Here is an 11974-nt window from a genome sequence, read left to right on the forward strand (position 1 = left end):
CCACTCGGCGCATCGAAAAGGACCCATCCGTCCGCAAACGCCTTTTCGCTGGTGAGGTTACCACTTCGCCGGGGGTCTGACCTGGTCGAATGTGAATGGACAATTTGCGCCTAAGTCACGGCGGTCCGGGGGACGGGAGACCATCCTCCTGCGCGGGATGAAACATACAGTTCCGCCGAGCGTCAGGGCCTCGAGCGACGGGCCTAGTCCTCTAAACATTTCAGCCTGTCAGGGCGCCCCGACTGCAGGGAATCCAACGGCCCCCCACATCATCGCCGTTGGAATCCCCGCGGTCCGGTGGTGGCTCTGCTTAGAGCCGCTTCATTGAGTAGAGGCGGGCGCCGGCGCGGTCGTAGACCGTGGCTGAGTCGTTGCCGCTGAACTCCACTTGGTAGGAGGCCTCATTTGGCGGTTGGGAGACGACCAGGGAGTACCGGCCGTTGGATCCCTTCTTGTCGGAGAGGGAGCAGGACATGCCCCCTCCAATGTCCAAGGGTTTGCCGCCGGAGTAGAGCATCCCGCGGCATGCGCCGGCTTCGTTGATTACTTTCGTGCCGCTTCCGTCATCGGCTGACCAGTTGCCCGTCAGTGTGGGTTCACCGCCGCATCCTGCCAGAGATACGCCGGCGCCGACGAGGATGGCCGCGATGGCCCCTGCCCTGACCCTTTTTGTTGAGGAGACCATGGCCTGCCTTTCGATGCTTGGTAACCCCCGCTGCGGGGGCACGGTCCGAGATTAGACCGTGCAGTTGATGTGCGGACCGCGGAGATGCTGGTCGGCCCTGAGTTGTCACCGGAAGTGTGGACACCGCCCAGGGCGAGTCAGGCAGCGAAAAGGCGGCGCGTCACACTTGGAACAATTCGCGTCGAACCCCAAACTGATCCTCATCGGCCTGCCGATCACAGAGGGGGCAATGGGGTTGGAAACAGTACGTGCTGGAATCATTGACGACCACGAAGCGGTGCGGGTTGGCTTCGCACTGTCGGCGGCGCGGGAAGCGCCGCACAAGACGCCGAGGATCACCGTCATGGGCGCCGCCCCGACTGTGGACGTGTTTCTTCGGGCCGGGACGGACATCTGTGACGTCATTGCCCTCGACCTGTCTCTCGCCGACGGCTCCCAGCCAGGGGACAACGTCGCCAAACTGACGGCCGCAGGTTACAAGATCCTCGTGTTCACTCTTGGCGACAATGTCTGGCAGATCCAGGACGCCCTCTCGACCGGGGCCATGGGAGTCTCGCTGAAGTCGGAGCCGATCTCCGAGACGTTCGCCAAGCTGCGGCGTATCGCGGCCGGCGAGACCATCGACAGCCAGGAGCTCGCCGCAGCGATCGAAGTGGACGCCGATTTCGTCGAGGCCAACCTCTCTGACCGGGAACGCGAATGCATCGCGTTGTACGCAGCCGGGCTCGGCCAGTATCAGGTGGCACGGCGCATGGGTATCGCCGAGAGCACGGTGAAGAAAAACGTCGACCGGATCCGGGAAAAGTATGAGGCCGCGGGCCGTCCGGCCAGCACCAAGATCGATCTCTACCGGCGGGCTGTTGAAGACGGCATCCTGCCCCCGCTGCTGCCGCTACGGAAGCGGTGAAGATGCTGAAGCTGCCTACCGGGATCTCGGCCCTGGACACACACCGTTTGATGGGGCGTGGCATTGCAGCCTTCGCGCTCCTTCTGCTGTACCAGGCCTCAGGCTCCTTAGCAAGCCAGTCACCGTACGCGGCCGGCTGGTGGAACGCGGTGTTCCTGTGGCTCTTCCTGGCCCTGGTTGCGGGCTTCACACTGGCCTCCGTCCGCGGAAGGGGGCTGTCTGCGATCGCCGGAATCCTGTCCGTCCTGGTCCTTGCTGGCCTGGCAACCTGGCCGTTGGGTGTGGCGACGGCCGTCCCGGGTGACTTTGGAACGCCATGGCTGTGGGCCATGATCAACGTCGGCGCGGCCTGGTGCGCCTTCAGCTTCGGGGCCCGGGTCGGGTGCGTTTACGCTCTGGTGATCGGCGCCGTGTTCGTTCCGGTGAGGACCACGCCTGAAGGAGGCTCAGCCACTCTCCAGGTCGCGCTGGAGGATGCCCTGTTTGCTACAGTCCTGGGTCTCATCATTTGCGTCACCATCGGTATTCTCAGGCACGCCGCTGACCGTTCCGACACCGCAGCCGACCAGGCTATCGACCAGTACCGGGAAGCCGCCTCAGCGACAGCACTCAGCAACGAGCGGCTCCGCCTCGACGGACTCTTGCACGACTCCGTCATGACGGCCCTGCTCACGGCATCACACGCCGGCTCCGGCGAAGAACGGGAGGCCTCAGCACGGCTGGCCCAAAGCGCACTGCAGCGCCTTGAAAAACAGGGAACCGAGGACTCGGAAAGGGGTCCGGCTGCTCTTGCCGAGGTTGCAGCCCGGATCCGGTTTACGGTCGGGTCAGGCACGTCCAAGCCTACGGTCACCGTCCCATGCGAAACGCCTGAACACTTGCTCCTACCTGGCAACGTGGTCCGGGCTGTCTTCGAAGCGACCACCGAGGCCGTGCAGAATTCTATCCGCCACTCCGGGGCAAGCCGTTGCGAGGTCATCCTGACGGGGCACCGGGCCGGCGGAACAGCTAAGATCAACGTCTGCATCAAGGACAACGGTACCGGGTTCGACCCTGGCCTCGTGTCAGACCGCAGACTGGGTATCCGGGTTTCCATCGTCGGGCGCATGGAGGCTGCGGGCGGCTCGGCCACGGTCATCACCGCTCCCCGTGCCGGAACGGAAGTCCGGCTGGGTTGGGAAGGGGAAGAGGCATGATCCGCGCCATTTCCACCAAAATCATGACGATCCTGTGCGCCGTATTCGTCGCCGTCCACATCACTCTGGGTCTGCTCGCACTGGACATGGTGTCCGCACCATGGCCCGTGTACCTGGCCATGGTCGTCTATCTCGCCGGCATCGTCGTCGTCGTCAAGCCCAGCCCCGGCCGGCTGCCGCTGGCCTCGGGAATTGCCGCGCTGGCCGCCACCACGGCTGTCACCATCCTGGTCAGCGCCGTCCTTCCCACCGACAGATGGCCCGGTTACGCGTCCTGGCATCTGGCCGCGACTTACACGCTGCTCGTTGTCGTCAACATCCGCGGTCGTGTCTTGCTGTCCTGGATCGGCGTACTGCTGTCCATCATCATCACGACCGCCTGGGCGTCAGGAGCCTCCATGGGGGTGGTTGGCGGACTGATGCTGAACATCGCCACTGTCGGGTGGGTCCTTGTCAGCACCGGGATCGGTCACCTGCTGCGCAGCAACGACCGCAAGGTCGGCCAGTACCGCGCTGATGCCGAGGCAGCCGCGGATTGGTACGCCGCAGAGCAGGCCTTGCACGTCGCCCGCACCCAGTGGCTGCAGCACGTTCGGGAGGTTGCGGGCCCGGCACTGGTCCGGATCGCTGACGCTGGACACGAAATTACGGACGCCGAACGGCAGGAACTCAAACTCGCCGAAGCACAGTTCCGTGACGAGATCCGTGGCCGCGTCCTGGCCACGGCAGAGGTCGTCGAAGCGGCCCGCAGGGCCCGTGAGCGCGGCGTGACCGTCCAACTGCTGGATGACAGGCGCCAGGACCTGACCCCGCGCGTCCTTGCAGCGGTCTCAGAGCGCGTCGTCAGCATCCTCAACCAGGCCCGGGCCGGCACCGTTACCGCCCGTGCAAGGCCTCAGGGCGGCGAGCTCGCCGTCACGATTGTCGCGTCCACGCCTGACAACCCCGACGAGCCGACATTCGTGGAGTTCGCCGAACGTTCGCCGGACATCTGAGAACACCTCCCGTCATATAGCTGACGAGTGTACGCCCTTCCGGGGACACTTCAGCTGCGGCGGCTGCAAACCCTGCACCATCGTGCGGACTCATGCCTAGGATCCTGCATGGATCCGGGCCGCTGAGCTTGGTCTACGGGACTGCGGGCAATCCGGCGTGCAGTTCTTCGCCGCCGGAGGGACCGCATGAACACCTTTATCACCATCTGCTACATCGCCAATACCGCCGTCTTCGTCTACGCGCTGACTCGCCCGTCCGCGCTGTGGCTGTCCGCTGACCGGAACCGGGTTTTCTGGATCACCGTACTCGCCATTTTCGGGGTCCTCGGTGCCGGAGGTCTCATTGCCGACGCGGCGTTCCTGCTCCTGGTGCTGCCACGCATGCTCCGCGGCGGAAACGCCGCCGTCTCGGAGGACCCGCGGGTCCGACCCAACCCTTTCGTGAAGCACTGAACGGAGCGCACCGTGGCCTACAGCCCGCTGACGATAACTGAGCCCGGGGAACCTGAATCATTCGCCTACCCCAGCATCAACCAGCAACTTCGACTGATTTGGGAGGACCTGGACGGGGACATCATCGGTCCCATCCACGCATCCTCCGCCGAGGTGCACATCTACGATGCAGGCAGCAGCCGGTTCCGCAAACTGGCAGGCGTGGACGAGGTGCGAATCGACTGCTACGTCACCGATTCGCGCTTCGCGATGGTATGTCCCAATTACGACAAGGGAGGCGGCTGGGTCGGCGGAGGAGCCGCGCTACTGCTGAACGCCGGCAGTAAGCTGCTCGCGGCCGGCAGAAGCCGCGGCAATGCCCTCGCGGGGCATCTGCGATACCCGTGGCTGGATTCGATCCTCTTCCAGCCACGCCAAGGTGTGCTGACAGCCGAGACGCTTCGGCTTGCCTTCAACTCCGAAGGCAACGCCATGTACCTGCAGCTGACCCTGGACAGATCGACGGATACCGCCGCCCTCGCCCACGATCTGATGAAGCGCACGGTGGCCTACCGCAAAGCAGACACCAGCCCGCTCGAGGATGACGAAGCGGAAGGCTTCAACGCACTCCTGTCCGCACGGCCGGTGCCTTTACCCGAGAAAGGCACGATGGCCGTCTACAAGCTCCCCAGCAGCTGGCCCGCCGGTTCCGCTGCGCAGTACGCACCACCGACCCTGCCGCCCGGACCCCCGGCAACTCCTCCCGCAGAGCACCCCGAACCGCTCCCATAACCCCGAAAGGTCACCCGTGAACGCCAAACGAATCCTTATCGCCATCGGTATCATCCTGATCGCCATCGGCATCTTCAAAGTCTCCATCCTGGGCTACTACCCCCGAGAAGCACCGCTCTTCATCGGCATCCTCGCCGTCGGAGCCATCTGCACTTTCGTTGCCCAAAAACTCCCCACCAAATAGCCACCCCGCACTCGCACCCCGAGGAATCCCTATGCACTCACTCGTATCATCACGGCGCCAGACTCACGTCCTGGCCGCCGCTGCTCTCGCGATCCTGGCTGCCGCCAGCCTTACCGGTTGTTCGAACGCCGGCAAAACAACTTGCTCGGAGTACGCTGCGAAGAGCTACTCGGACAAACAGAACACATCCAAGGCGCTGCTTGCCGAACACGACCTGGAACCCAATGACGTCGGCAATACGGTAGGACTGAGTCAAGCCCTTGACTCCTTCTGCGGCCTTAGCGGCGGATTTCAGCCGGGTAAGGCTTCCCGTAACGCGAGCACCCCGCTCGATGAGGCTGTGAACTGGTCGGCAAAGCGTTGGTGAGGGGAATGCGCGTTGCCGGTCGCTTTGGTTTGAGTGCAGTATGCGGGCTCGCACTCGTTATCTCAGTGGCCAGCTGCAGCGCACCTCAGGCCGCGCCGGCCCTAACGACCTCAGCTCGGACGCCCCCAGCCGCGACAGCGCCAACACCCAGCACGGCCGCGATGTCCGACGAAGCGACTGGCCTGACTCACGCCCAAGCACCGGAAGGCATCTCATCATCCAGGGACCAGCCAGCCATCTACGATGTCGCGGTCAATGTGCCCCCTGCGACCGTGGAACGATGCGCGTACCTCGACATCGATGAAGTGGTGGAGTCCGCCATCGGAAAGTCCACACTCACCGGCAGCACCCTCACGAACCCCAATGCGTCCCCCATTACCGCTTGTGTGTTTTCTGTCGGTGGGGCGTCGCCCGAGGGGAAAGAAGACTACATCTCCAGGGACTTCCTGAGCGTCTCTCTGAATTACCAGGGCGCCAAAGATTTTGCCGCTGTCGTTCAGCGCAGGGGCACAGGTGAGAAGGTCGCTTTAGGCGATGAAGCGTATTGGTGGGACCAAGGTCCTGGCGGGCAGCTGAGCGTGCTGGATGGCGCGACGCTCATCACTGTCTACACGTTCCCCGTCAATAACCCACCTGTCATCGAGACCAGGCGTGAGGCTCTGGAAGCCATCGCAAAAAAAATCCTGCCATCCGGTCAGTAGGCCATCACAGGAAAGAACAGGCTCGGCCAAGTGAGGCCGGTCCTATCTGAAGGGGGAATCTAAATGACTCGCAGAAAGGTCATTGTGGTAGCTCTAATCGCTTGCCTGCTATTAGGCGGGGCAGCGATTGCGGCAATGACATTGTTCGGAGCACGGACGACACCCGGCGAGGCAGCGGTGACGCCCAGCCCTACCGCCACCACCGCAACCACGACGGCTCCGAAGGCGGAGGAGGTGGACTCCCTAGGTGCGGCGCTCGGGTCTGGATCGGCTGACTCCCTTCGGCCCTATCTTGCGGTGGAAGCGACGGATCAGCTCGATTCGGGCTTCACGCACGGCGTCCATGAGCTCGGTTTGGTCCTCGACCGAGCGTCGCAGTTGGAAGCGGCTCCGGGCGTCTGGAGCATCCAGGCCACGGACCGAACCGGAAAGGAATGGGAAGTGGGCTTGACCAGGGACGGGGAGCAATTGATAGTTATTTACGCCGAGGCATCGCGATGAGGGGACTGGTTGCGATCTTTGCGGCGTCCCTGGCCCTGCTTCTGAGCGGGATGTCCCCGGCTGCTGCCGACGATGCGTCCACCGCGGGCTGCCCGCCCCAGCCTGACCCGGTCCCCGGAAACCTGTCAGAGCGACCGGTCATCTACGTCCACGGCTGGCTAGGCGCCGCACAGCCCAACGCTGGTCCGGCCGAGCTGCTGACCGGAAAGTTGGGCCCGGGCTACCACGTCCTCTCGTTCAACTATTCATGGGCGAATCAGGAATGGGGGGCGTCTGAAAAAACCCGGACGTGCCTGGCGGAGTACATCAGCAAAGCTTCCTCCGCCTACAAGGCCTCGGGAGCCGACGGCCGAGTTCTGGCGGTCGGGCACTCCATGGGCGGGATCGTGATCAGGTCAGCTGCTGCGGTACTCGCTGACACCGGGGAAGCATCCAGCCTTGCCGGCGTCGTGACCTTGGGGACGCCCCATCAAGGCTCTCCATGGGGAGGCACCGTGTACGCAGACCTGCTGCAACGCTTGAACGGGCTCACCGGCGGAACCCCACTTCCTGCCGCAGCATCATCAGCAGCGCAGTGCCTCGGATGGCCTCGAGCATCATCCTGCGCCGCTGTTCCGTACCTTCCTGAAGGTACTCGAATCGCCACCATCGGATCCCAGATCACCATCCGACGGACTCTTTTTGACCTGCCGCTGATAAAGAGCCCCACTGCGGATATTCCTCTGTTCGGTGACTCCATCGTTCCTGCCCTATCCGCCAACGGCTATATCAACTCCGCCAAGGGCGCATACCCGACAGGGTTCTTTGACGGTGAGACCAAGCTCGAGTGCACAGAAGAATCCAGCTACCTCACCCAGCAACTCGTAAAGACACCAGCCCGGTTTGGCATTGCTGGACGCGTCATAGCCACGCTGGCCCTGACCATCGCCAAGGAGCTCGTCGATATACGGGCACTGGACACGATGCTTGAGGGCAAAGCCGACGCTTCGCAATCGGGCCTCGTGGCGCTGGCAATGGCTTCAAAGTGCTACCACAACGAGCTTCCCAACAATGATGACGCTATGACGGCAGTTGCGAACTACTTGAACACCATGTCGCCTGGATCAGGCGGTGAACCGGAGGCGGATGGGGCAGGCGACGGAACCATACCCGCACCTTCAGCTTCGAGCTCCAACGAGAAACTCGCCATCACGGCAGAACTGGGCGGCCCTTATCAGATGGGAAAGGGCAAGGGAATTGCGTGCCCGGAGAAGGAAAAAAGGGTCTTCTGCCTTGCCTACGATGTCCGGGTGACCCTTGAGGAGTCAACCTATTGGAACACTTGCGCTGTGACGTGGACATTCACCAGGGTCGGATCGACGACCCCGCACGAAAAAGGTGGCTCGAGTTGGTGCCAGGAGTCCATCTACATCGGGGGGAACGTGGATTCGGTTCCTGCCGGAGATTATGTCCTCAGCATTCGCGCTGAGCTAGACAATGGGACGACGTCCACTATCAACCAACCCGTCACACTGCTCGACCGATGCTCCTTTACAACCTGCAGACAGCCCTAGACGAAAAACCAATCCCCGACTGTTGCAGGGCCACCTGCAGCGGTTAGGGATTATTAGGCCAACGTTTACGGTGGCATTGGTTCATTTGCGGTCAGGATAGGTTGGGGAAATCTGAATCGGTGGCTATCCCCTTGACGTGGTCATGCGCTCGTCGAGCCCATCGGCGACGCGCTCGTCGCAGCGATCTCGGCAGACCACGAGGGTGTCGCCGCGCCGGAGGGCTTTGAGACAAGCGGCCAACTGGGGGCGGTCGGCTTTCTTCCCGGAAGCCCGATCTTCGTACAGGGAGTCCGCGTCGATGCCGGAGGCTAGGAGCGCGTCGCGCTGCAGGTCCGTGGTCTGCGCCCCGTCAGCTTTGGAGTCACGCGGTTGTGAGGTGTCCGGCGTGGATGTGCCGGCCGGGTGAGGCTCGGCGGAATACCCATTGGTGCTGGGGTCATGCGAAAACGTCAAGTTCGCCAAGGAGGCAGGAGTTCTCGCAGCTACTTCTACTCCCGTGCTTGATAACGCCTATATCGGATGTTTTGTCGTCTTGGCCTAAGTCGGCTCATCCTGGTGTTGCCTTGGTGCAGTCACCCTTCGAGGCTGTCGTTGTCCGTAGCGAACCAGCGGCCCGGGGGAGGGCGAGAGGAGAGGACGCGCGGGACAAGTTCTGGATCAACGGTCTGGCCGGCTATATGGGGCAGGTAAGTAGGCAAAAGGGGGTGTGCACATTGTGCACACTCTGGGCTTCGGACTCGGTCGTACTGGGGCTGGATCGGGCCGTACTCGGCATGTTTCCGCGGGAGCCCAGTGTCGGCAAGGGCTGGAACCCGGTTCGAGTCCCACCTCGGGCACGCATAACCCCTCGTCAGAGGGGTTTTTGCTTTAACGTGTGGACATTGACCCTCCGCGGGTCCCTCTGACACTGTCCGCGGTCTGTGCCTGGCGCCGCGGTGGCCTGTTCGGTTGTGCGGGTGGCGAGTCAGGGTCCTGGCCTGTGGGCCCTCCGCCTGATGGAATCTAGGGGTATTTGTCCTCTCTTTCTGGGGTGTCCTGATGGCTTGGTAAGCCATCACTCATTCATGGCTACGAGTTGTGTTGACGACATGACCTGGGTGCGATTTCTCGAAGTATTTTCGCTTCGCTCAGCCGATTTCTGTGGTCGAGTGGGGCGGAAAACGTGATCGTTGTCTGGTCAAAGGGGTGTGGACATTGTCCACACCCTGTACACGGGCGGTCACTGGAACTCCATTCTTGGTCCTTCCTGAACTCTGAGTTGGTAGGTGTTCATGCGTCCAAACGTTCTGTGCAACATGACGCGCGGCCGTATCGTGAGTCTTTCCACTCCTTATTCCTTTTGGTGACATCCGTCATGCCCGCGCCGGAGCCTCACGTGATCAGCAGGCAACTCAATTGCGGCAGCCCCGCGTGACCGCGGCCAGGACGACGTCGAGGGCAGGAGCACCTGACGGTGCGACGTGCGGGGGAGCATCGGAGACTGAAAGTGTGTGGGACTGCACCCGCCTATCGACTCAGCGTTGCCACAGGTCAGAGGCGTTTCAGTCCAAACAGGTGGACAAATTGCCAGGGACTTTTGGACACGCGAACATTGGTACCTCAAGGTGCGCCAAAGTCTTAGAAATTAAGACCAGCCGGGCAGCCAGCCGGACTGGATCGTGGCCCATTTTAGAACGCGGCCGTTCACGATATCTCCGGGGAATGACTCTCTTGATGTCAGGACTGTGACGCCGAGAGAGCACGGGCCAAACGTGATGTAAAAGCCCAGGCCCCGTCAGTCTCGGTTCCCGTCACGGACTCTCGCCGGTCCAGTGGATTCCCTTTCGAGGAGGACCGGAGCTGCAGTGGAGTCGGGCACAGCATCCGACCCGGCGAGGCGTTGTTGAAGCAGGCCGAAAGTCCGCACTCCCAGATCCTTGAAATCAGGTGCGACCGTGCTGAGCGAAGGCCACGTAAACTCGCTGAACGGCTGGTTGTCCCAGCCGATGATCGAGACGTCGTCCGGAACTCGGACACCCCTCTCCAACAAGGCCCGGAGGGCGGCCGCGGCCAGCCCGTCGTTCGAGCAGAAAACCGCCGTGATGCCTGGGTCCGCCGCAATTCGAAGACCCTGTTCATAGCCAGAGCGCGGGGCGCGCGAAGCTTCCAGCACAGGTGGGGGCGTGATGCCCGCTTCTGTCAGCGCGTCGTGCCACCCCTGATACCTGCCCGAAAACTGCGTCAGAGGGTAAAGGCCCAGGTGGTAGACCGTCTTATGTCCAAGCCTGAGTAGGTGCTGTGTGGCCTCGCGGCCGGCGGCATATTCGTCAATGAAGGCGTAGGGGAAGCCTGGTTGTCCCTTCGGAAATCCGGACGCCGCGACTGTGGGGATGTTCTTCGGCAGTTGTCTGAGCACTTCAGCGGCCGACGGATCGAAGTCCAGCACGATAATCCCGGCGAGTTGCTGTTGAAGTGCTACTTCCAACGCGGCCGACACATCAGCCGTATCGGGGGATTTCACCGCGGAAATGACTACGGAAAATCCCGCCGCCTGGGCGACTTCCTCAATGCCGGCGAGAGTCACGGCATACCCGTAGGCAGACGTGCTTGATGCGAAGATGGCGATCATGGTCCGCTCACCGCTTTTCAGTGCCCTTGCCAGGGAACTCGGACGGTAATTCAGTTCCTCGATGGCAGCCAGGACACGCTCGCGCTTTTCTTCACTCACCGGGATGTTGCCGGTCAACACCCGGGAGACAGTCGGCACGGAAACGCCGGCCAAGCGCGCAACGTCAGCGATCACCGGTTGGCGGGAATCCTTAGTAACTCTCATTGGGCCCTCGTATTTCAATTCTTTGGTCTCCTGCGAACGTTATCCTGAAATGCCGCCGAGGGCGGATATTTGCCGGCGGACAAGCAGCCAGGCCAAGAGTGCCGGGACGAGGCCGCTTCCTATCGGAATCAACGTCGGCAGGCGGAAGGCGAGCAGCAGCCACGTGGAGAGGGCGATCAAGGCCCCGGCAAGAGGGAGGGCATTGCTGAGCAAGAGAGCGCGTGTCCTGGCGATTAGCCCACTCCGTGTGGTGTTCTCTTCGGCAGTCATTGCGGCTCCGAGCAGCGCCAGGTAGGCTGCGGCGGCCAGGCCACACACAGGAATGATCACGCATAGGGCCACTAGTCCAACAACTCCCGGCGAGGCGAGCCAGAAAAGGATGGACAGCACGGCGGCAGCCACAACGAACGGAGCGATAAGGCCGACCAGTCCCAAGCGCCGCCAGGCCCACTTGAACTCCTTGAGAAAGGTTCGAGTGAGACCGGGCTTTTGCTCTATCACGGTTTTCCGCAAGGCGCGTTGCAGGGCTATCGCCGCAGGGACGATAGTCACCAGTGGCAGACTGGCCACCACGAACAGAATCTGCAGCAGCAAGATGTCGCCCACGACTTCAAATCCGGCCATGAGGGCGGTGCTCCGAGGTCGGCGTTTTTGCTGATCCATTTGTTCATCCATTCCTTGCAGCGACGTTGCGAGCCAGGGCCGCAGACCGTTCCATCCTAGGTGCAGGAAGTTGTGACTTGCATCTCTGATATCGATATCATACAGTGGGTGCAGGCGCCTTCCAAAGGTGGATGGCCGACTCAGGAGGATTGATATGGCACGTCGACGTGCAGGGTTTCTCGCGCT

Annotated in this window: 14 protein-coding genes; 10 read left to right on the plus strand and 4 right to left on the minus strand. The window is 62.3% G+C overall.

Features of this window, described 5'->3' with window-relative positions:
- Nucleotides 1-310: 310 nt before the first annotated feature.
- The gene (locus tag ACSQ12_RS09530; RefSeq protein WP_436065202.1) at nucleotides 311-685 is read right to left on the minus strand and encodes a hypothetical protein; all 375 of its coding nucleotides are present in this window, start codon (nucleotides 683-685) and stop codon (nucleotides 311-313) included.
- Between the two features lie 166 nt (nucleotides 686-851).
- Here ACSQ12_RS09530 and ACSQ12_RS09535 point away from each other — a divergent pair, with 166 nt between their 5' ends.
- The 10 genes from ACSQ12_RS09535 to ACSQ12_RS09580 all read left to right on the plus strand — a co-directional run bounded on the left by ACSQ12_RS09535 (nucleotide 852) and on the right by ACSQ12_RS09580 (nucleotide 8313).
- Entirely contained in the window at nucleotides 852-1592 is a 741-nt protein-coding gene (locus ACSQ12_RS09535) for a LuxR C-terminal-related transcriptional regulator (RefSeq protein WP_436065203.1), read from the plus strand.
- 2 nt (nucleotides 1593-1594) lie between these two features.
- A complete protein-coding gene (locus ACSQ12_RS09540) occupies nucleotides 1595-2788 on the plus strand; it encodes a sensor histidine kinase (protein WP_436065204.1) in 1194 nt (397 codons plus the stop codon).
- Nucleotides 2785-3783: a hypothetical protein gene (locus tag ACSQ12_RS09545; protein ID WP_436065205.1), complete on the plus strand. Its 999-nt coding sequence runs from the start codon at nucleotides 2785-2787 to the stop codon at nucleotides 3781-3783. Before ACSQ12_RS09540 ends, ACSQ12_RS09545 begins: the two co-directional genes overlap by 4 nt.
- 186 nt (nucleotides 3784-3969) lie before the next feature.
- Entirely contained in the window at nucleotides 3970-4236 is a 267-nt protein-coding gene (locus tag ACSQ12_RS09550; RefSeq protein WP_436065206.1) for a hypothetical protein, read from the plus strand.
- 12 nt (nucleotides 4237-4248) lie between these two features.
- The gene (locus tag ACSQ12_RS09555; RefSeq protein WP_436065207.1) at nucleotides 4249-5007 is read left to right on the plus strand and encodes a hypothetical protein; all 759 of its coding nucleotides are present in this window, start codon (nucleotides 4249-4251) and stop codon (nucleotides 5005-5007) included.
- Between the two features lie 16 nt (nucleotides 5008-5023).
- Nucleotides 5024-5191, plus strand: coding sequence for a hypothetical protein (locus tag ACSQ12_RS09560; protein ID WP_436065208.1), 168 nt, complete (start codon nucleotides 5024-5026; stop codon nucleotides 5189-5191).
- A gap of 31 nt (nucleotides 5192-5222) precedes the next feature.
- Nucleotides 5223-5558, plus strand: coding sequence for a hypothetical protein (locus ACSQ12_RS09565; RefSeq protein WP_436065209.1), 336 nt, complete (start codon nucleotides 5223-5225; stop codon nucleotides 5556-5558).
- 161 nt (nucleotides 5559-5719) lie between these two features.
- Nucleotides 5720-6259, plus strand: coding sequence for a hypothetical protein (locus ACSQ12_RS09570; protein ID WP_436065210.1), 540 nt, complete (start codon nucleotides 5720-5722; stop codon nucleotides 6257-6259).
- 135 nt (nucleotides 6260-6394) lie between these two features.
- Nucleotides 6395-6760, plus strand: coding sequence for a hypothetical protein (locus ACSQ12_RS09575; RefSeq protein ID WP_436065211.1), 366 nt, complete (start codon nucleotides 6395-6397; stop codon nucleotides 6758-6760).
- Nucleotides 6761-6810: 50 nt separating this feature from the next.
- Complete coding sequence (locus tag ACSQ12_RS09580) at nucleotides 6811-8313, plus strand: esterase/lipase family protein (protein WP_436066968.1); 1503 nt, start codon at nucleotides 6811-6813, stop codon at nucleotides 8311-8313.
- 123 nt (nucleotides 8314-8436) lie between these two features.
- Here the strand turns inward: ACSQ12_RS09580 and ACSQ12_RS09585 are convergent, their stop codons facing one another.
- From ACSQ12_RS09585 to ACSQ12_RS09595, 3 genes are all read right to left on the minus strand, one after another.
- Nucleotides 8437-8766 carry a recombinase family protein gene (locus ACSQ12_RS09585; protein ID WP_436065212.1) on the minus strand — a complete coding sequence of 110 codons (330 nt, stop codon included), beginning with the start codon at nucleotides 8764-8766 and terminating at the stop codon, nucleotides 8437-8439.
- A gap of 1321 nt (nucleotides 8767-10087) precedes the next feature.
- Nucleotides 10088-11125 carry a LacI family DNA-binding transcriptional regulator gene (locus ACSQ12_RS09590; protein WP_436065213.1) on the minus strand — a complete coding sequence of 346 codons (1038 nt, stop codon included), beginning with the start codon at nucleotides 11123-11125 and terminating at the stop codon, nucleotides 10088-10090.
- A 39-nt stretch (nucleotides 11126-11164) separates the two neighbouring features.
- Entirely contained in the window at nucleotides 11165-11788 is a 624-nt protein-coding gene (locus ACSQ12_RS09595; RefSeq protein WP_436065214.1) for a DUF624 domain-containing protein, read from the minus strand.
- Between the last annotated feature and the right edge of the window lie 186 nt (nucleotides 11789-11974).

It is taken from the genome of Arthrobacter sp. LjRoot14 (assembly GCF_964253905.1).
In the GTDB taxonomy this organism is placed as follows: Bacteria; Actinomycetota; Actinomycetes; order Actinomycetales; family Micrococcaceae; genus Arthrobacter.